The sequence below is a fragment of the Thermocatellispora tengchongensis genome (genome assembly GCF_014202315.1).
GTDB classification, from domain to species: domain Bacteria; phylum Actinomycetota; class Actinomycetes; order Streptosporangiales; family Streptosporangiaceae; genus Thermocatellispora; species Thermocatellispora tengchongensis.
In genome coordinates, this window is record NZ_JACHGN010000003.1 from 349,063 (window position 1) to 367,515 (window position 18,453).

Genomic DNA, 18,453 nt, shown 5'->3' on the forward strand with positions numbered 1-18,453 from the left:
CGATGTCCCCGATCGACGTGCCGGTCCTCGCCGGACCGGCGCCCGGCCCGCTGATCGAGCGGGCCGACGGGCAGGCCGCGATCCGGGCCTACCACGAGCTGCGGCGGCGGGTGTTCGTGGAGCAGGAGGGCCTGTTCGACCGCACCGACCTGGACGAGGCCGACGACGACCCCAGGACGGTCGTGCTCGTCGCCCGCGACCCCGCCGACGGCGCCGTCGTCGGCGGAGTCCGCCTCGGCCCCGTGCCCTTCCCGGCGGCGAGGGGGATCGGCGGCGGGACCGACATCGGGTGGTGGAGGGGCGGGCGGCTCGCGGTCTCCCGCGCGACCCGCGGTGCGCCCGGCGCCGGTCCCGCCCTGATCCGCGCGGCCTGCGCGTACGCCGAGTCGGCCGGCGTCCTGCGCTTCGAGGCCGCCGTGCGCGCCCGGCACGCGCCCGCCTTCGCCCGCCTCGGCTGGCGGCGGGTGCGACCGGCGCGGCCGGACGAGGCCCCGTCCGGCCGCGAGCCGCACGTGCTGATGCGCCACCCGATCGGCCGGATCGCCGCCCTCGTGGCCGCGGCCAAGAAGCCCCTCGGCCCGCTGCTCGCCGGGTTCGCCCCCGGCGGGCCCGGGTTCGTCGGCGACGACGGCGCGCCCGTGCCGGGCACCGACGTCGTGGCCGCCTGCGACGCGATCCTGCCCTCGATGGTGGAGCGCGACCCGGAGTGGGCGGGCTGGTGCTCGGTGCTGGTCAACCTGAACGACCTGGCCGCGATGGGGGCCGAGCCGGTCGGGCTGCTGGACGCGCTCGGCGCCCGCGACGCCCGCGCCGCGGCCAGGGTGCTGGACGGGCTCGGCCGCGCCGCCGCCGCGTACGGGGTGCCGGTGCTCGGCGGGCACACCCAGCTCGGCGTGCCCGCCGCGCTGAGCGTGACCGCCCTCGGCCGGACGGCGCGCCCGGTGCCCGGCGGCGGCGGGCGGCCGGGCCACCGGGTCCGGCTCACCGCCGACCTGGGCGGCGGCTGGCGGCCCGGTTACACGGGCAGGCAGTGGGACTCCACCACCGTCCGCCGCACGCCCGAGCTGCGGGCCATGCTCGGCGCCGTGGCAGCGGCCCGGCCGCACGCGGCCAAGGACGTGTCCATGGCGGGCGTCGCCGGCACCCTCGGCATGATGGCCGAGGCGGCCGGGTGCGGCGCGGTGCTCGACGTGGCCGCGGTGCCGCGCCCGGCGGGCGCGGCCATGGGCGACTGGCTGACCTGCTTCCCCGGCTTCGCGATGCTCACCGCGGCGCCGGCGGGCGCGGGCCCGCTTCCGGCGGGGCCCGCGACCGGGGCGGAGTGCGGCGAGCTGGTGCCGGGGCGGGGCGTGTCGCTGCGCTGGCCCGACGGCGAGCTGACCGAAGTGATCACCGATGGGGTGACCGGATTGGGGAGAGCATGAGCGCGTTGCGGATGGCCGCCGTGGCCGCGCCGTTCGATCGCGACCTGGAGGGCGACTTCGCGCGCATCGAGCGCATCGTCGCCGGGGCGCGGGCGGCGGGCGTACGGCTGCTGGCCCTGCCGGAGGCGTGCCTGGGCGGCTACCTGCACAGCATGGACGGCGGGCGGCACGACGGCGGCCCGCCCGCCCTCGACCCCGGCGGGCCGGAGATCCGCAGGCTGGCCGCCATCGCGGGCGACATGGTGGTCTGCGCCGGATACTGCGAGGCCGCGGGGGGCCTGCGCTACAACAGCGCGGTGTGCGTCAGCGGTGACGGCGTGCTGGGCCGGCACCGCAAGGTGCACCAGCCGCTCGGCGAGGACGGCCTGTTCGCCGCCGGCGACGGCTTCGCCGCCTTCGACACCCCGGTGGGCAGGCTCGGCATGATGATCTGCTACGACAAGGCGTTCCCCGAGTCGGCGCGCGCGCTCGCGCTGGACGGCGCGCAGATCGTGGTGTGCGTGTCGGCCTGGCCCGGCAGCCGCACCGACCCCGCGCCCGACCTGGCCCAGGACCGCTGGACCCGCCGCTTCGACCTGTTCGACCGGGCGCGGGCGCTGGAGAACCAGGTGGTGTGGCTGTCGGCCAACCAGTCGGGGACGTTCGGCTCGCTGCGGTTCGTCGGCAGCGCCAAGATCGTCGATCCGGGCGGCGACGTGCTGGCCGCCACCGGCGTGTCCGGCGGCGTGGCCACGGCCGAGCTGGACGTGCCGCGGGCGCTGGAGACCGCGCGCCGCTCGATGGGGCACCTGCGCGACCGCCGCCCCGCCGCCTACGCCCCGCCCGTGGCGGTCGCCGGGCCGTGAGCGGCGGGAGGGGGACGATCCGGATCGCGGCGGCGTCCGCGCACTTCGGCCGGGACCTGGAGTTCGACCTGGCCCGGGTCGCCAAGCTGATCGCCGACGCGCGCGGGGCCGGCGCGGCGCTGCTCGTGCTGCCCGACGCCGCGCTCGGCGGCTACCTCGCCGACCTGCGCCACCCCGACCCGGAGGCGCTGCCGCCCGCGCTCGACCCGGACGGGCCGCAGGTCAAGCGGGTGTGCGCGCTGGCCGCCGAGATGGTGGTGTGCGTCGGCTACTGCGAGGCCGCCGGGGGCCTGCGCTACAACAGCGCGGTGTGCGTCAGCGGTGACGGCGTGCTGGGCCGGCACCGCAAGGTGCACCTCCCGGCGGGCGAGGTCGCCGCGTACGCGTCCGGCGACCGGTTCGACGCCTTCGACACCCCGGCCGGGCGGGTCGGCATGCTCATCGACTACGACAAGACCTTCCCCGAGTCGGCGCGCAGCCTCGCCCTGGACGGCGCCGAGATCATCGCCTGCCTGTCCGCCTGGCCGGCCAGCATCACCAACCGCGCCCCGCGCATGGCCCAGGACCGCCAGTCGCGCCTGTTCGACCTGTACGACTGCGCCCGCGCCGCGGAGAACCAGGTCGTGCTGGCCTCCTCCAACCAGACCGGCGCGATGGGCGGCATGCGCTTCCTCGGCCAGGCCAAGGTGGTCGGCCCCGGGGGCGACATCCTGGCCCGCACCTGGTCCCGCGCCGGGCTGGCGGTGGCCGAGCTGGACGTCGCCGCCGAGATCGCCACCGCCCGCCGGGTGCTGCACCACCTCGCCGAGCGGCGCCCGGCCGGCTACCGGATGGTGCCGTCGTGAGGATCGCGCTGCTCACCTACTCCACCCGCCCGCGCGGCGGCGTCGTGCACACGCTCAACCTGGCCGAGGCGCTGGCCGGGCTGGGCCAGGACGTGACGGTCTGGACGCTGGGCCGGGGCGGCGACGGCGGGTTCTTCCGCCCGGTCGCCCCCGCCGTGCGCCAGGTGGTGGTCCCGTTCCCGGACCGGGAGGGCGAGGGCGTGGGCGCGCGGGTGCTGCGCTCGATCGCCGTGCTGCGCGAGGCGTTCGGCGAACGCGCGGACGAGTACGACGTGGTGCACGCGCAGGACTGCATCAGCGCCAACGCCGTCACCCGGTGCCTGCGCACGGTGCACCACATCGACCGCTTCACCACCCCCGAGCTGGCCGCCTGCCACGAGCGCGCCATCGCCGAGCCGTACGCGCACGTGTGCGTCTCCGAGGCGGTGGCCGCCGAGCTGGCCGAAGGCTGGGGCATCGCGGCCACGGTGATCCCCAACGGCGTGGAGGCGGCCAGGTTCGCCGAGGCGGCGGGCGACGGCGAGGACGCGGTGGCGGCCAGGCGGGCCTGGCGGGCCAGGTTCGGCAGGTACGTGCTCACGGTCGGCGGCATCGAGCCGCGCAAGGGCTCGCTGGACCTGCTGGAGGCGTACGCGCTGGTGGCCGGGCGGGTGCCGGGCCTGCGGCTGGTCATCGCCGGCGGCGAGACCCTGTTCGACTACCGCGGCTACCGCGCCCGGTGGGAGGAGCGCGCCGCCGAGCTGGGCGTGACCCCCGAGGTGCTGGGCCCGGTGCCGCACGGCGAGCTGCCCGCGCTGGTCGCCGCCGCGGCGGCCTTCGCCTTCCCCTCCGTCAAGGAGGGCTTCGGCCTGGCCGCCATGGAGGCGCTGGCCGCCGGGGTGCCGCTGGTCACCCGCGACCTGCCCGTGCTGCGCGACGTGTTCGGCGGAGCGGCGCTGTTCGCCGCCGACGTGCCCGGCCTCGCCGCCGCCCTGCGCAGCGCCCTGGACAACCCCGACCCGCGGCTGCGGCACGCCGGCCGCGCCCTGGCCGCCCGGCACACCTGGGCCGACGCGGCGCGCGCCCACCTCGCCCTCTACCGCTCGCTGGCGCCCTCGCGCTGACGCTCGGCGGCGATCCTGGCCAGGTCCACCCGGGAGGAGATGCCGAGCTTGCGGAAGATCTGCCGCAGGTGGAAGGCCACGGTGTGCACGCTGACGAACAGCTCCTCGGCCACCTGACGGTTCCGGCGTCCCTGCGCCACCAGCAGCGCCACCGCGCGCTCGGTCCCGGTCAGGCTGTCCCAGCCCGAGGCCGGGCGCCCGCACTCCCACCGCGCCGGCGCCCGCGGCTCGGCGGCGCCCGCCTGCCTGCGCACCGCGCGGCGTACCGGGAGGGGGAGGTCCGCGAGCACCGCCCGCCTGACCAGCTCGTGCCGGAAGGCCAGCGTCTCCTCGCCGGGCGTGAGCAGCCCGGCGGCCAGCGCCTCCTCCAGGGCCGGCAGCAGCGCGGCCGGGGTCGTGCCCATCAGGTCCGCGACGCGCTCCGGCGTGAACGGCCCGCCGAGCGCGGCGGCGGCCTCCACCAGGTGCCGCGCCGGGCCGCCGAGGGCGTCCAGCCGGTCGCGCACCGCGGCGAGCACCCGCTCGGGCGGCGGGCGCTCGCCGCCCGGCCCGTGCCCCGTCTCGTATGGCGGCCCGTCAGGCCGGTACGGCCGCCCGTCGCGCGCCTGCGGCGGGACCTTCGGCGGCGGGAGGGCGGGGGACAGCCGGGCCCGCGGCCCCGACAGGTCGAGCGCGCCCTCCTCGCGCAGCCCCTCCAGCAGGTCGAGCAGCAGCCGCGGGTTGCCGCCCGCCTCCGCCGCCGGCGCGGCCAGGTCGTCGCCGGGCGGCAGGCCCAGCACGTCCGCGACCACCTGCGCGGTCGCGCCGGGGCCGAGCGGCGCGAGCCGGACCCGCTCGGCTCCCGCCCGCGCCAGCGACCGGAACGCCCGCGCCGCCTCGCCGGGCGGGGCGGTCGCGCGGGCGAGCAGCCAGGCGACCGGCAGGTCCGCCAGCCGCTCGCACAGCTCGGCCAGCCCGGCCAGCACGGCGTGCCCGGCCCGTTGCAGGTCGTCCACCGCGACCAGCGCCGGGCCGCGCGCCGTGCGCTCGCGCAGGCAGCGCTCCGCCCGCGCCACCGCGCGGACGCCGCGCGCGGCCGGATCGTCGTCGCGGTCCTCCGGGACAGGCGCGTACGGCGCCGATCCCACCGTGAGGTGGCCCAGCTCGCGCACCGCGCACGGAACCACCGCGAACCCGCGCCCGGCGGCCGTGGACCGGGCCCACGACAGGAGCGCGCTGCGGCCGATGCCCGGCTCGCCCTCCACCAGCAGCACCCCGCCGCGCCCGCCCGCCGCGGTGTCGAGCAGCGCGGCCACGGCCCGGAGCTCGCCCTCGCGCCCGCGCAGCTCCGGCCGCTCGCGTGTGCGCATCGTCTCCCCCCTGCCGCGCCCGGCGGCGCCGGGGGGATGGTCCGCCGCCCTCCCTCCGAGACTACCCAGGCCGTCTCCGCGCGCCCGGCCCCCCTGGTCGGGTAGCCAGGACTACCAGGTCTGACGGTGCGGCCGGGCGGCGCGGCGGGTGACGCTCGTGGAAAGGCGTGCCGGCGAAGTCGGCGGCACACCGGGCGAGGGGAGGCATCATGCCCACACTGCCGTACGGCGCGGTCATGAGCGACCACGAGCGGCTCGGCACCTACGACACCTACGCCGAGGCCCAGAAAGAGGTGGACTACCTGTCCGACCACGGGTTCCCGGTCGGCGGCACGATCATCGTGGGGGTGGGCCTGCGGCTGGTCGAGCGGGTGCTCGCCCGGATGACCTACCTGCGCGCGGCCGGCCGGGGCGCGCTCGCCGGGGCCTGGTTCGGCCTGCTGATCGGGCTGTTCTTCGGCCTGTTCTCGCCGGTGCCGAGATCCTGGGCCGCGCTGGTGATCTGGGGCCTGGTCTGGGGCGCCATCGCCGGAGCCATCGCCGGGCTGGTGTCGCACGCGATCAGCGGGGGCGAGCGCGACTTCGTCTCCACCAGCGGCCTGGTCGCGGAGAAGTACGAGGTGCTGGTCGACTCGGCGCACGCGGAGCAGGCCCGCGCGCTGCTGCTGCGCTGAGCGCCACCGGGAGGGGGACACCCCCATGAGCGAGACGGCGGGTCACGGCGAGCACCACGGCCCGTGGATGGTCCCGGACGAGGGCCGCGACGACACGGCGGCGGCGGTCGCGGAGATCGCCGAGCTGGAGGACCGCTGGCTGCGCGCCGCCGCCGACCTGGACAACCTGCGCAAGCGCGTGGCCAGGGACACCGAACGGGCCCGCGCGGAGGAGCGGGCCCGGGTCGCCGCCGAGTGGCTGCCGGTGCTGGACAACCTGGAGCTGGCGCTCAAGCACGCGGGCGAGCGCGGCGGGACCGGCGGCGACCTCGCCGCGGGGGCGGTGATCGACGCGGTCCGCGCCGTCCGCGACCAGGCCGTCGGGGTGCTCGACCGCCTCGGCTACGCCCGCCACGACGAGGCGGGCGTGCCCTTCGACCCGGCACGGCACCAGGCCGTGGCCACGGTCTCGCGCCCCGGCCACCGGCCGGGCACGGTCGTCGAGGTCGTCCGCCCCGGATACGGCGACGGCCCGGACCAGCTCCGCCCGGCGGTGGTCGTGGTCGCCGCCGAGGCGCCGGAGTGAGCGATGGCGGCGCGCGACCACCACGAGGACACGGGGAAGCGGAGCGTGATGACCAGCGACTCACCGGGCCGCCGGGCCTGGGCGCCGCGGTCCGGGCGCCGGGATGCGGCGGGGGGCCGGACGCCATGACCACGGCCACGCCCGCGTACGGCGCCTCGATCGTCGCCTGCGACAACTGCGGCGCCAGGAACCGGGTGCCCGCCGCCATGACCACCGGCTCGCCCCGCTGCGGGCGCTGCCGCGACCCCCTGGCCTGGATCGCCGACGCCGACGACACCACCTTCGCCGCCGTCGCCGAACGCGCCTCGATCCCGGTCGTGGTGGACTTCATGACGGCCTGGTCCGGCACCTGCCAGGCGGTGGGCCCGCTGCTGGAGCGCCTGGCCCACGACCTGGCCGGCCGGATCAAGCTGGTCAGGGTGGACGTGGACCGGTCGCCCGGCCTGTCGCAGCGCTACTCCATCCTGCACGTCCCGTTCCTGCTCCTGCTGGACCGCGACCGGGTCGTCTCCCAGCACGCCGACGCCGCCCCGGAACCGGAGCTCCGCCGCTGGATCGAGGAGTCCCTCGCCTCCTAGCCCCGCCTCCGCGCTCCGCCTCGGACGGGATCTCGACAGCCCGCGGTCGCGCGGTGGAGTATCCGTATGTCCGGGCACTCGGAGAAGGATGGGGAGCATGACCGCTGGTGAGTCGTGGGTCGTCGTCGGGCTGGACAACGGCGGGTCGAGCAACAACGCGACGGTCCTGGACTCCTCGGGCCGGTTCCTGGTGGACGAGCTGGTCGAGCTGCCCAGCCGGGTGAAGGAGGGCCCGCGGATCGCGGTGGAGGCCCTGGCCGAGACGTACGCCGAGGTGCTGCGGCACGCCGGGGTGGACGCCTCCCGGGTGCGGGCCGTCGGGCTGGACACCCCGGGCCCGGCCAGCGCCGACGGCGTCATCTCCTCCAAGGGCGCCACCAACTTCTCCCAGCCCGAGTGGTGGGGCTACGACTTCCGCGGCGCCCTGGAGGACCGTCTCGGCCTGCCGGTCGTCTACAACAACGACGGCAACGCCGCGGCCCTGTACGCCCACCACGAGTTCTTCGGCGCGCGCTCGGCCGAGACGTCCTCCATCTCGGCGATCGTCGGCACCGGCCTGGGCGGCGGCGTGATCGAGTCGGGCCGGGTCGTCAAGGGCGCGGCGGGCATGGCCGGCGAGCTGGGGCACATCCTGATCACCATGGACGGCATCCTGGGCGAGGGGCAGCCGCTGCCCGCCTGCGGCTGCGGCCTGTCCGGCGACGTGGAGAGCGTGGCGTCGCTGACCGGCATCCAGAACAACCTGCTGCCGTACTGGCTGGCCGCCGAGCCGGACCACGAGCTGGCGCGGGCCGGCACCGTCGCCGAGGCGGCCCGCCTGGTGCGCTCGTACGGCGAGAAGGGCGACCCGCTGGCGCTGCGCATCTTCGAGCAGCAGGCCATGGCCCTGGGCCGGCTGTTCACCGTCGCGGCCAACTTCACCGACCCCGACGCCTACTTCGTCGGCGGGGGCGTCGTGCAGACCTCGCGCGAGTTCCGCGAGTGGTTCCTGGCCAAGGTGGTGGAGCACACCGTCCTGCGGGAGGAGCAGGCCCGGGTGGCCCGCTTCGCCCTGGTGCCCGACCTGGACATGGCGGGCGCCCGCGGGGCCGCGCTCGCCGCCCTCGCCGCGCACGCCGGGGTGACCCGCCGGCGGTGAAACTTTCACACCGGCCGGGGCGGTTCCGGCCGGCCCGCGCGGGGCGTCCCGCGCGTCGCGGCGCTGGTCAGCGCCCGGCCATGGCGCCGAACGGGGCGCCTGACGGGGCGCGGCGGCGGCGGAACCGATCTGTACCGGACGACGGCGGCGTGCCTACCGTGCAGGAGCCTCCGGCGCGCCGAGGGCGGCCCGCCGGACCCCGCGTGCGCGAGGAGGTTCCCGCATGCCGTACGGCCCCGCTCCCGCCGGCCTCGCGGGCCTGGCGCGCCGCGCGATGGCGGCGCTGTGCGCGGTGATGGTCGCGGTGGTGACGATGGGCGTGGTGAGCCCGGCGGGGGCCTCGGCCGGGTGCCGGGCCGTCTACACCGCGAGCCAGTGGCGCAGCGGGTTCACGGCCACCGTGCAGGTGACCAACCTGGGCGGCCCGCTGGACGGATGGACCCTGGAGTGGGACTTCCCGCACCCGAGCCAGACGGTCGTGCAGGGCTGGAACGGGACGTTCGAGCGGCGCGCCAACCGTGTCACCGTCACCGCCGCCGAGCACAACGCGGCGCTGGGCACCGGCACCTCGGTCTCGCCCGGCTTCAACGGCTCCTGGAGCGGCGCCAACCCCGCCCCCACGGTGTTCACGCTCAACGGCGTCACCTGCACCGGCCGGCTCACCTCCCCGGTGCCGTCGGTCACCTCGCGACCCGACCCGTGGGACCCGCCCGCCGCGCTGGCCGGCGGGCTGGCGCAGGCGTGGCGGCACGTGGAGGACACCTACCCCGGCCTGTACGGCTTCCGCAACTACGTCTGGGACCAGATCATGGCCAACCGCGGCGCGATCAACTACTGCGTCCGCTGGGACTCCGACGCCAAGGTCACCCCGGCGCTGCGCGATGAGATCCACGCCGCGCTCGCGCGCCAGTTCAAGAAGTGGATCGACGCGCTGGTGGAGGACGGCCGGGGCTGGAACTCCTGGCCCTACCCGGACGTGCCGGTACGCGTCGTGGGCTGGGCGGTGCGCGAGCGCGCCACGCTGGAGTGGAGCGACCCGTCGGTGGACATCTACGTCGGCGACCTGGCCGACGGCGCGCCCCAGTGCGCGCCGCACTGCGGCCGGTTCTTCCACCAGGACGGCGACTACTCCCGCTGCCCCGGGGGCGCGGCCCGCCACTACGACATGTCGCTGTGGCTGACCGAGGGCATGCGCGGCGGCGCGGGCGGCGACTGGGGGCAGCGGATCGGCAGCGAATACCTGGTGAACGCGCTGGACGACGACGACATCCACATCCTGCTGCACGAGATGGGGCACGGCTTCGGCCTGGACGACTTCTACGACTGGACCCCGGCCGGCACCGCGGGCTTCCTGATGAAGGCCGGCACGGCGACCCGCATCACGCCCTTCGACACCTGGATGCTGCGCGACTGGTGGCGGCACCTGAAGCACAGGTACGGCTACTGAGCCGGGGACGCTTCAGGGACTCCGGGCACTCCGGGGACACCGGGGACACCGGGGACACCGGCCCGCGCGGACCCGCCCCCGCACCGCCGCGGTGCCGGGGGCGGGCGCCGGAGTGATCGGGCCGATCTGGCGGATCCGAGCGATCCGGGCGATCCGGCCGATCGGGCCGGTCAGCCCGTGGTCTGCTGCGAGAGGCGGAAGGACGGGCTGCCCTGCTGGTCCACGTTGGCGTCGAGCGACTTGTCGTCCAGGGCGTCGGCGGCCACGGGGTCGAGGAACACCCGGGCGCCCTCCACCTCGATCACCTGATCCGTCGCGGCCGGCCCGTCGGAGATCGACAGAACCAGGCTCCCCGCCTGGTCGGCCTGGGACGCGATGCGGATGCCGGTCTCCTGCGAGCTACTCGACTGGGCGGTGAGGTCGCGGATCACCTGCACTGCGTTGTCGGTAAGCGTGAGCACGATGACTCCTCGTCGTGGTCGGATGGGATACCCGTCCGCCTTGCCCGCTCATATGGCGCTCACACCCATCCGCGGGGAGTTTTACCTTCGGCGGCCCCGGCGCGGACACCCCGCGGCACCTGCTTTGTGAGCAGTTGTCAATAGAACGTCGATGGGAGTGCGCCTAGCCTGAGCGCCTGGGCGGGGTCGGTTCAGGGGGTGGCGCCCATGGGCGCGAAGGACGGCGCGAGGCCGGCCGGCGCGCGAAGATGCGAGTTCTGCGGGGCGGACCTGCCCGAGCGCGGGCACGGCGCGTCCGGACGGCGGGCGAGGTTCTGCTCGGCCACCTGCCGCCAGCGCGCGCACCGGCGCAGGGCCGCGGCGGCGCGCGCCGTACGCGACCCGGGCGTACGCGATCCGGCCGTGCGCCCGGCGCGGGAGGCGCCGGGCGTGGGCACAGCGCGGGAGACACCGGACGTCGGCCCGGCGCGGGAGGCGCCGGACGGGAACGCCACGCCGGGGACGCAGAGCGGGGGCACGGCGGGGATCGGCGGGCTCCCCGCCTCCCTGGACCGCTTCGTGGGCCGTGAGCGGGAGCTGGCCGAGCTGCGGGTCCTGCTCGCCCGGACCCGCCTGCTCACGCTGGTCGGGCCGGGCGGCGCGGGCAAGACCAGGCTCGCCTTCGAGCTGGCCGCCGCGGCGCGGGCGGCGTACCCGGGCGGCGTGCTGGCCGCCGATCTCGCCTCCCTCGCCGATGGGGCCGGCGTGGCGCGCCGGGTCGCCGAGATCGTGGCCGGGGAGGCCCCGGAGACCGAGGACGACGCGGCCGAGGCGGTCGCGGCGGCGCTGGCCGGGCGGCGGGCGCTGCTGGTGCTGGACGGCTGCGAGCACCTGCTCGACGCCGCCGCCGGGCTCGCGGTCGGCCTGCTGCGCCGCTGCCCCGGCCTGACCGTGCTGGTCACCAGCAGGCAGCCGCTGGAGGCGCCGGGCGAGGCGCTGTTCCCGGTGCCCGAGCTGTCGCTGCCCGCGCCCGGCGAGCGCGACCGCGGCGAGCTGCTGCGCTCCGACGCCGTACGCCTGTTCGTCGAGCGGGCCCGCGCCGCCGATCCGGCCTTCGAGCTGACCCGTGGCAACGACGCCGACATCGCCGAGATCTGCGCCCGTCTCGACGGGAACGCGCTGGCCATCGAGCTGGCGGCGCGCCGCGTACGGCTGATGCCGCCGGCCGCGCTGCGCGCCCGGCTGCCCGACCGCTTCCAGTGGCTGCACGACCGGCACGCCGACCTGCGGGCCTCCCTCGACCGTAGCCACGACCTGCTGACCGAGCCCGAGCGGGCCGTGCTGCGCCGCACGTCCCTGCTCGCGAGCGGCGTCACGGTGGACGGCGCGCTGGCGCTGTGCGCCGACCTCGGCACCGGCCGCGACGAGATGCGCGACCTGCTCGGCTCGCTGCAGACCAAGTCGCTGCTGCGGGCGGACGCCGGCCGCGCGGACGGGCGGTACCACATGGCCGAGTCGGTGCGCATCTACGGCCGGGAGCGGCTGGCCGAGACGGGCGAGGCGGACGCCGCCTACGACCGGCTCGTGCCCTGGCTGCTCGGCCTGGCCGCGCCCCTCGTCGGGCCGAACCGGCTGCTGTGCGCGAGCGCGGAGGTGGAACCGGCCGCCGCAGAGCTGGACACCCTGCTGTTCGCCGCGGAGTGGGCCGGGCGGCGCGGCGACGACCGGCAGGTGCCGCTGTTCACCGCCGCCGCGGCCTGCCTGATGTGGCGCGGCCGGGCCGAGGAGGCGTCGCGTGCGCTGCGCGCCGCGCTGGCCTGGGCCGGCCCGGCGCATCCCGGGCGCGGCGCCGCACTCGCCATGGCCGGGGTGCTGGCCGCGCTGCGGGGCGCCCCGGCGGAGGGGCTGGCCCTGGCCGAGCAGGCGCGGGAGCTGGAGGAACCCGGCCGGCGCCCGCTCGCGCTCGCCCGCGTGCTCGGGGCGCTGCACGTCGTCCTGCGCCTGGGCGGGAACCTCGCGGAGGCGCACGAAGTCTCCCGCCGATGCGTGGAGCTGGTCCGGCGGCACGGCAGCCCGCTGGAGACCGCCGCGTGCCTGCGCTGGCAGGCCGCCCACGCCCTGGACGCCGGCGACCCGGACGAGGCCGCCGCACTGCTGGAGGAGTGCCAGGCCCTGCACACCGCCCTGGGCGACGGGCCGGTGCCCCAGGAGTGGCTGCTCACCGCGGCCATGCTGGCCCTGGAGCGCGGCGACCCCGGCCTCGCCGAGGCCCGCCTGCGCGAGGGCCTGGGACAGCACGGGCATCCGTCCGGGAATGCCCCGCCGGCCCCGCTGACGCCGAACCCGGTGACGCCGGCCCTGGCCGAGGGCCTGGCCGCGGTCGCCGCCCGGCGCGGCGCGGCGGAGCGGGCGCTGCGGATCTTCGCCGCGGCGCGGGCGCTGCGCGCCGGGCGGGGCCTGCCCGGGTGTGCCTATCGGTGCCGGGCGATGGACGAGGCCGCCGAGGCCGCCAGGGCGGCGCTGCCCGACCGCCTCGCCCGCGCCGCCGAGGAGGAGGGGCGGCGCATGGACGTCACGGACCTGCTGGCGTACGCGCTCGACGCCGGGACCCCGCCCACCCGGCACGCGGAGCCGGGCGGCCTCACCGGCCGGGAGCGCCAGGTCGCCGAGCTGGTCGCGGACGGGCTCACCAACCGGGAGATCGCCCGGCGGCTGCGCGTGTCGGAGCGCACCGTGCACACCCACCTGGAGCGCATCCGCGCCAAACTCGACCTGCCCTCACGGGCGCACCTCGTACGGTGGTTCCTGGAGGAGGTCACCGGTACGCGCCGGTGACCACCCGGGCTGCGCCGCCCGTACCGGCTGCACGGGCTGTGCCGGGGGCATGGGCGGTGCCGGGGGCACGGGCTGCACCGGCTGCACGGATCGGGGGTGCTGGGCGTGCCGGCCTGCCGGGGCGCCGCCGGGCAGGTCCAGCAGCACCCGGTCGGCGCGCACGCGGCGCAGGCCGCCGTCCAGCATCAGGCAGATCCAGGCGATCAACGCGGTCAGCAGCACCGGCTCGGCCAGCGCCACGATCGCCGACCAGGGCGCGCCGAGCCGGGCCAGCGGGCCCGCGAGCACCAGGTCGAGCATGGCCAGCACCGGCATGTGGATCACGTAGATGGGCAGGGTCCTGCGGCCGAGCGCCGACAGCGGCCGGGAGATCAGCGGCACCCGGCACATCATCGCCGCCGCGATCAGGCCGAACAGCGTGGCGACGACGCTCGCCGCCGGCCACACGCCGGGCCAGGTCTTCGCGCCCAGGGCCGTGATGGCGAGCAGCACCAGGCCGTACGCGGCTCCGGTGAGCAGCAGGTCGCGCCCGCGGGCCCTGGCCGTCACCCGCTCCACGAGCGGGCGGAAGTACAGCCCGGCGAGGAAGAACACCAGGTTCTGGTACAGCCCGGCCCGGTTCCCGGCCACGGGCAGCAGCTCGGCGGCGGCGGCCACCGACAGCGCCAGGGCGGGCACCAGCACCAGCGCGGGCGGGAGCCCCCGGGTGACCTTGGCGATCGTGAAGTACACGGCCAGCGCGAACAGGTACCACAGGTTCGACGGCGAGATCGTGAGCTGCTCCACCAGGCCCAGGACGCTGGTGGCCCGGTCGGTGGGGAAGCCGGGGTTCAGCGACAACCAGGCCGTGTGGATCATCAGCCACAGGGCGTACAGGTACAGGAACTTGGCCACCCGCGACCTGGCCACCATCCGCCACGGCCGCAGCACCGCCCCGGCCGCGAACATCCCGGAGATCGTGAAGAACAGCGGCATGCGCAGCGGCAGCAGGGCCTCGCCCAGCGCCCCCCAGGCGCCCGGGACCGGCAGGCCGATCTTCCACTCGATCTGGAGGTAGTGCTTGGCCACCACGTGCCAGAGCACCACGAGCAGGATGCACACGCCCTTGGCCGTGTCCGCCCACTGGATCCGCTCGCCACCGGCGGCCGCGCCCGCACCGCCGCCTCTTGCCGCGTGCCGCCGCCGGCCCGCAGGGACAGACACGATCGAAACTCCCCGTTCAGGTATGTGGAGGCGCGCGCCGCGAGGGGGCGTACACGCCGTGGGAAAGGCCGGGCCACGCGAAAGAGGCGGGACGCCGAAACCGGCGGCCCCGCGCGGCCCCGAATGCCGTCCGAGTGTCCCCCGCCGACCAATCCCGGCACATCCGCATATGTCGCACCGGAATTCCGTGACACCGGACCTGTCACGGATGGAAACGTCACGCCCCGGTCCCGGCGCCCGAGGTCCCGTCCCCGCCGCAGGGGATGCCGGGGACCGGGCGCGCGGGAGCGTTCGAGCCGGATTTCGAGCCGGATACGGCGGGAGCCGGATCTCCGGGCCGCCGCCGGGGTTTCGCCTGCCCGCGCGACCCGCGGCCGGGGCGGGACACTCTGGCGCTCGCGGCCATGGTGGGCGTGATCGCGGCCGGGTAGCATCGCGGGCGCGGCGGGCAGCGTCGCCGGCCGGCGGCCTTGGATCACATCGGCGATCACGACGGCGATCACGACGGCGATCACGACGGCGATCACATCGGCGATCACATCGACGGTCGCGACGACGACGATCGCATGACGGCGGCCCCGGCTGCGCGGGGCGGCGGCGGAGGTGGGCGTGGCCGGCGCGAGCGCGTCACGAGGCAACGGCGGCAGGGCGGCGCGGCGGCTGCTGCTCGCGACCGGTGTCGCCGCCGCCGGGTTCGCCGTCGCCTCGCTGGCCGGGCTGACCCCCTCGGCCGGCTCCCCGGCCTTCATGTACGCCGTGAGCGGGCTGCTCGCCGTCGGCCTGTACGCCGGCGCGTACGGCATCTCCCGCGAGGTCGTGCGCGACCTGCGCACGGTCGTGCTGGCCGTCACGGTCGGGGTGGTGCTCAAGACCGCCCTGATCGCGCTGGTGATGTACCTGTGCTACCGCGACCCCGCCTCGCTGCTGTTCGCGGTGGCCGTGGCCCAGATCGACCCGCTGTCGGTGGCCGCGCTGATCGGCGGGTCGGGGATGAGCGCGCGGGCCAGGAACCTGCTGCTGGCCTGGGCCTCCTTCGACGACCCGGTCACCGCGCTGCTCACGGTCTACCTGTCGGCGTGGATGCTGCGCGACTCGGGCACGGGCGGCGGGCTGGCCGCGTACCTGATGACCGCGTGGGGGAACGCCGTGCTGGCGGCGGTCGCGGCCGTGGTGTGGTTCGGCGGCCGGTGGCTGCGCGACCGGATCGCCTGGCGGCCCGCCCGGGACGAGCGGCTGGTGCGCGCGGTGGCGATCGTCGCGCTGGTCGCGGCCCTGGCAGTCGCCGTACGCGAGCTGCTGCTGCTCGGCGCGGCCCTGATGGGCCTGTTCTTCCGCCCCTGGCTGGACCGGTGGCTGGACCGGATCACCGCGCTGGCGTTCCTGCTGGCCACCTTCGCCACCGGGATGTTGCTCGTGCAGGGGGTGAATCCGGTCAAGGGGCTGGTGCTGGGCCTGGCGGCGTTCCTGGCCCAGGCCGTGGTGGGCGGTTTCGTGATCGCCCGCGGCCTGTCCGGCGAGGAGCGGGTCTACCTCGCGCTCGGCCAGCAGAACGGGATCACCGCGATCCTGCTCGCGCTCGCGCTGGCCGGCGACTTCCCCGAGGCCGTCGCGGTGATCGCCCCGGCCGTGTTCGCGGTCAACGTCGTGCACCTGGTCGCCAACACGCTGTGGGAGCGGCTCGACCCGTACGGCCGCCGCCGTCTCGCCGTCCGCCTGCGCATGGCCCCGGCCGCCGAACGCGCCGCCGAGTGATCCCCGCGGCGCGTGCCCGCCGCCCGGATGTGATGGACTCGGAACATGAGTCCGAAGAGCCGAGGGCGCCCCAAGGGGCGGGGCCGGCCGAACCGTCCGCAGCGACCGGCCACCGGGCTGCGGCTGGCCGACCGCATCCTGCTCGACGCCCGGCGCGTCGCGGGCGCCGACGATGTGCTGCTGGTGGAGTTGTGGGCCAGCGGGTGGCTCGGCGAGGTGTGGGCGGCGGCCCCGCCCGGCGAGTCCGAGCCGGAGCGGCTGATCTGCACCGAGGTCGCCGGGCGGGCCACCGCCAAGCCCACCGCGCTCGGCCTGGCCGCGGTCGCCGCGCTCGGCCGGGTGGCGCCGCCGGGTCCGCGCGAGATGCTGGCCGAGGCGGGCGCGATCCTGGCCATCGACCAGCCCGCCGCGTCCTGGTACGGGCTGCCCGAGTGGACCCGGGCCGCCGCCTGGCGCGCGGTGGACGTGTGGGAGAGCGAGCGGGTGCTGTTCGTGGAGTACGGCGAGCCGCGCCCGCACACCCTGATGGCGGTGGTCCTGGAGAACGGCGGGCGCACGGTCGGCAGGCTCGGCGTGCTGGAGCCGGGCGCCGCGGAGCGCTGGGGCGAGCTGCGAGAGGAGGACGAGGTCCCGATGCCGATCACCGCGGTCGCCCCCGATGCCGCGCTCGCCGACCTCGCCGCGGCGATGCGCGAGACCGACGCGCTCTGGCCGCGGCGCACCCAGGGGGAGTACCCGGCGCTGCGGGCGCTCGCCTGGACCCGGTGCCGTCCGCACCTGCCCGCCTGGACCGACTGGGAGCCGACCCCGTCGGAGGAGCGCGAGGAGCTGATCGCCTCCTTCGCCCGATACGCCGCCGGCCGCGGTCTGCCCGACGACGAGGTGACCCGCTCCCTGGCCGGCCTGTTCCTGGACTACGGCGACGGCGCCATCACCCCGCACCCGCTGGCCTGGAGCCCCGGCCGGGTGGCCCTGTTCCTGGCCGACCACCTGCCGCGCAAGGTCGCGCTCGACCCCGCGCGCCGCGAGCGCCTGCCCGCGGCGCTGCGCGCCTGGGTGCGCTTCGCGCTGGAGCGGCGCGGGGTCGAGCCGCGCTGGATCGATCCGGTGGAGGAGGCCGTCTCCGCCTACCTGCCCGCGCTGGAGGACGCCGAGGGGGATTCCCGCTAGGCGCCCGGGGGCGCGGTGCTGAGGCCGCCGTTGGCCAGGGCGGTCACGGTGCAGTGCCCGATCGGCCCCGACTCGTCGTAGACGGCGCAGTGGCCGATCGCCACGCCCTCGTCGGCGAGGTGGCCGGTGGACTCCAGGCCGATCGCCTCGCCCAGCGGCAGCCGGCTGAGGGCGAGGGTGTAGTCGGCGTTGATGTACTCCAGACCGGCCGAGCCGCCGTTGCTCAGCGGGCTGGTGAAGTCGGCGGCCAGCGCCGCGCGTACGAAGGGGGAGACGGGCTCGCCGGCCACCAGGGGGTGCGTCTCGCGCAGCCAGGCGCGGCCACGGCTGCCGCCTGAGCGGAAGCCGCCCAGCCACCACAGGTCGAACGGCGGGTCCCAGGCGCCGCCGCGGGCCGGCTCGCCCAGCTCCGACAGCGGCGGATGGGCCCACGGCTCCGGGGCCCACACCTCGCCTCGCGCCGGGCCGCCCCGGCGCAGGAACACCACACTCGCCCGGCCGATCGGGCCGCGGTCGGTGACGAGGTGGGCGTCGGCGACCCGGATGCGGCGCCCGTCTCTGACCCTGGTGGTGGTCACCCGCACCGGCACCAGCGGGGTGTTGCGGAACATGTCCACGGTGAGCCGCGCCGGGTGCAGCCCGGGGGCGGCGTGCTCGGCCTCCAGCGCCATCGCCGCCAGGCCGCCGACGAGGCGGCCGTGCAGCATGTCGGCCGCCCACGGGCTGCGCGCGTGGGGGCCGGGGACCAGGTCGTCGCCGGCGCGGGTGAAGAACGCCGGCCGGGGATCGTCTTCCGCCATGAATACTAGAATATCATTCTACTGACTCTGGGGCAGCAGGTGCCGCAGCCGCCACCGCGCGTACGCCCACGTGGCCACCGAGATCGCCGCGAAGGACAGGAACAGCGCCGGCATCGGCCCCACCTCCGTCAGAGCAGGCGGGTCGTCGGTGGTGAGCAGCGTCAGGTAGCCGAACGCGAACGCCACCGGCGGCCACAGCGCCCACCACGCGGCCCGGCTCCACGTGCGCAGCTTGAAGCCGTCCATGAAGTGCATCGGGATCAGCGCGAACAGCACCGTGCCCAG

17 protein-coding genes are annotated in these 18,453 nt (G+C 76.7%); 12 read left to right on the top strand and 5 right to left on the bottom strand.

Translation table 11 applies throughout. The features are described 5' to 3' along the window. The first annotated feature begins 2 nt into the window (after positions 1-2). The 4 genes from HNP84_RS07950 to HNP84_RS07965 are packed head-to-tail and all read left to right on the top strand — an operon-like array spanning position 3 to position 4,217. The gene (locus tag HNP84_RS07950; RefSeq protein ID WP_185048726.1) at positions 3-1,424 is read left to right on the top strand and encodes an MSMEG_0567/sll0787 family protein; all 1,422 of its coding nucleotides are present in this window, start codon (positions 3-5) and stop codon (positions 1,422-1,424) included. Beyond that, positions 1,421-2,269, top strand: coding sequence for a carbon-nitrogen hydrolase family protein (locus HNP84_RS07955; protein WP_185048727.1), 849 nt, complete (start codon positions 1,421-1,423; stop codon positions 2,267-2,269). The genes HNP84_RS07950 and HNP84_RS07955 overlap by 4 nt, the downstream gene beginning before the upstream one ends. Further along, on the top strand, positions 2,266-3,114 hold the full coding sequence (locus tag HNP84_RS07960; RefSeq protein ID WP_221335976.1) for a carbon-nitrogen hydrolase family protein: 849 nt from the start codon (positions 2,266-2,268) through the stop codon (positions 3,112-3,114). The genes HNP84_RS07955 and HNP84_RS07960 overlap by 4 nt, the downstream gene beginning before the upstream one ends. Continuing rightward, the gene (locus HNP84_RS07965; RefSeq protein ID WP_185048728.1) at positions 3,111-4,217 is read left to right on the top strand and encodes an MSMEG_0565 family glycosyltransferase; all 1,107 of its coding nucleotides are present in this window, start codon (positions 3,111-3,113) and stop codon (positions 4,215-4,217) included. Before HNP84_RS07960 ends, HNP84_RS07965 begins: the two co-directional genes overlap by 4 nt. Here the strand turns inward: HNP84_RS07965 and HNP84_RS07970 are convergent. Next, on the bottom strand, positions 4,190-5,566 hold the full coding sequence (locus HNP84_RS07970; protein ID WP_185048729.1) for a helix-turn-helix transcriptional regulator: 1,377 nt from the start codon (positions 5,564-5,566) through the stop codon (positions 4,190-4,192). The two genes, HNP84_RS07965 and HNP84_RS07970, sit on opposite strands and share 28 nt — an antisense overlap. A 209-nt stretch (positions 5,567-5,775) precedes the next feature. On the opposite strand from HNP84_RS07970, the gene HNP84_RS07975 reads away from it, so the two are divergent. From HNP84_RS07975 to HNP84_RS07995, 5 genes are all read left to right on the top strand, one after another. Next, positions 5,776-6,240, top strand: coding sequence for a general stress protein (locus tag HNP84_RS07975; RefSeq protein ID WP_221335977.1), 465 nt, complete (start codon positions 5,776-5,778; stop codon positions 6,238-6,240). Positions 6,241-6,265: 25 nt separating this feature from the next. Then, positions 6,266-6,805: a nucleotide exchange factor GrpE gene (locus tag HNP84_RS07980; RefSeq protein WP_185048730.1), complete on the top strand. Its 540-nt coding sequence runs from the start codon at positions 6,266-6,268 to the stop codon at positions 6,803-6,805. A gap of 125 nt (positions 6,806-6,930) precedes the next feature. Next, complete coding sequence (locus HNP84_RS07985) at positions 6,931-7,383, top strand: thioredoxin family protein (protein ID WP_185048731.1); 453 nt, start codon at positions 6,931-6,933, stop codon at positions 7,381-7,383. 97 nt (positions 7,384-7,480) lie between these two features. Further along, positions 7,481-8,521 carry an ROK family protein gene (locus tag HNP84_RS07990; protein WP_246517918.1) on the top strand — a complete coding sequence of 347 codons (1,041 nt, stop codon included), beginning with the start codon at positions 7,481-7,483 and terminating at the stop codon, positions 8,519-8,521. Positions 8,522-8,744: 223 nt separating this feature from the next. After that, on the top strand, positions 8,745-9,968 hold the full coding sequence (locus HNP84_RS07995) for a cellulose-binding domain-containing protein (protein ID WP_221335978.1): 1,224 nt from the start codon (positions 8,745-8,747) through the stop codon (positions 9,966-9,968). 170 nt (positions 9,969-10,138) lie between these two features. On the opposite strand, the gene HNP84_RS08000 is transcribed toward HNP84_RS07995, so the two are convergent. Beyond that, a complete protein-coding gene (locus HNP84_RS08000) occupies positions 10,139-10,429 on the bottom strand; it encodes a Fe-S cluster assembly protein HesB (protein ID WP_185048733.1) in 291 nt (96 codons plus the stop codon). A 207-nt stretch (positions 10,430-10,636) separates the two neighbouring features. Between HNP84_RS08000 and HNP84_RS08005 the strand changes: the two genes are divergently transcribed. Then, a complete protein-coding gene (locus HNP84_RS08005) occupies positions 10,637-13,243 on the top strand; it encodes an ATP-binding protein (protein WP_185048734.1) in 2,607 nt (868 codons plus the stop codon). On the opposite strand, the gene HNP84_RS08010 is transcribed toward HNP84_RS08005, so the two are convergent. Then, on the bottom strand, positions 13,187-14,446 hold the full coding sequence (locus HNP84_RS08010; RefSeq protein ID WP_221335979.1) for an acyltransferase family protein: 1,260 nt from the start codon (positions 14,444-14,446) through the stop codon (positions 13,187-13,189). The genes HNP84_RS08005 and HNP84_RS08010 overlap by 57 nt on opposite strands. A gap of 609 nt (positions 14,447-15,055) precedes the next feature. Between HNP84_RS08010 and HNP84_RS08015 the strand changes: the two genes are divergently transcribed. Both HNP84_RS08015 and HNP84_RS08020 read left to right on the top strand, forming a co-directional pair. Continuing rightward, entirely contained in the window at positions 15,056-16,198 is a 1,143-nt protein-coding gene (locus HNP84_RS08015) for a hypothetical protein (protein WP_185048735.1), read from the top strand. A gap of 45 nt (positions 16,199-16,243) precedes the next feature. Then, positions 16,244-17,368 carry a hypothetical protein gene (locus HNP84_RS08020; RefSeq protein ID WP_185048736.1) on the top strand — a complete coding sequence of 375 codons (1,125 nt, stop codon included), beginning with the start codon at positions 16,244-16,246 and terminating at the stop codon, positions 17,366-17,368. Here the strand turns inward: HNP84_RS08020 and HNP84_RS08025 are convergent. Both HNP84_RS08025 and HNP84_RS08030 read right to left on the bottom strand, forming a co-directional pair. Continuing rightward, positions 17,365-18,168, bottom strand: a complete 804-nt coding sequence (locus HNP84_RS08025) for an acyl-CoA thioesterase domain-containing protein (RefSeq protein WP_185048737.1) — start codon at positions 18,166-18,168, stop codon at positions 17,365-17,367. The genes HNP84_RS08020 and HNP84_RS08025 overlap by 4 nt on opposite strands. An 18-nt stretch (positions 18,169-18,186) precedes the next feature. Further along, complete coding sequence (locus HNP84_RS08030; protein ID WP_185048738.1) at positions 18,187-18,444, bottom strand: hypothetical protein; 258 nt, start codon at positions 18,442-18,444, stop codon at positions 18,187-18,189. Positions 18,445-18,453 lie beyond the last annotated feature (9 nt).

Excerpts from the sequence above, each read along its gene's own strand:
- HNP84_RS07950 (WP_185048726.1), top strand. The coding sequence starts at position 3 with ATGTCCCCGATCGACGTGCCGGTCCTCGCCGGACCGGCGCCCGGCCCG.
- HNP84_RS07955 (WP_185048727.1), top strand. The coding sequence starts at position 1,421 with ATGAGCGCGTTGCGGATGGCCGCCGTGGCCGCGCCGTTCGATCGCGAC.
- HNP84_RS07970 (WP_185048729.1), bottom strand. The coding sequence starts at position 5,566 with ATGCGCACACGCGAGCGGCCGGAGCTGCGCGGGCGCGAGGGCGAGCTC.
- HNP84_RS07975 (WP_221335977.1), top strand. The coding sequence starts at position 5,776 with ATGCCCACACTGCCGTACGGCGCGGTCATGAGCGACCACGAGCGGCTC.
- HNP84_RS07980 (WP_185048730.1), top strand. The coding sequence starts at position 6,266 with ATGAGCGAGACGGCGGGTCACGGCGAGCACCACGGCCCGTGGATGGTC.
- HNP84_RS07985 (WP_185048731.1), top strand. The coding sequence starts at position 6,931 with ATGACCACGGCCACGCCCGCGTACGGCGCCTCGATCGTCGCCTGCGAC.
- HNP84_RS07990 (WP_246517918.1), top strand. The coding sequence starts at position 7,481 with ATGACCGCTGGTGAGTCGTGGGTCGTCGTCGGGCTGGACAACGGCGGG.
- HNP84_RS07995 (WP_221335978.1), top strand. The coding sequence starts at position 8,745 with ATGCCGTACGGCCCCGCTCCCGCCGGCCTCGCGGGCCTGGCGCGCCGC.
- HNP84_RS08005 (WP_185048734.1), top strand. The coding sequence starts at position 10,637 with ATGGGCGCGAAGGACGGCGCGAGGCCGGCCGGCGCGCGAAGATGCGAG.
- HNP84_RS08020 (WP_185048736.1), top strand. The coding sequence starts at position 16,244 with ATGAGTCCGAAGAGCCGAGGGCGCCCCAAGGGGCGGGGCCGGCCGAAC.
- HNP84_RS08025 (WP_185048737.1), bottom strand. The coding sequence starts at position 18,168 with ATGGCGGAAGACGATCCCCGGCCGGCGTTCTTCACCCGCGCCGGCGAC.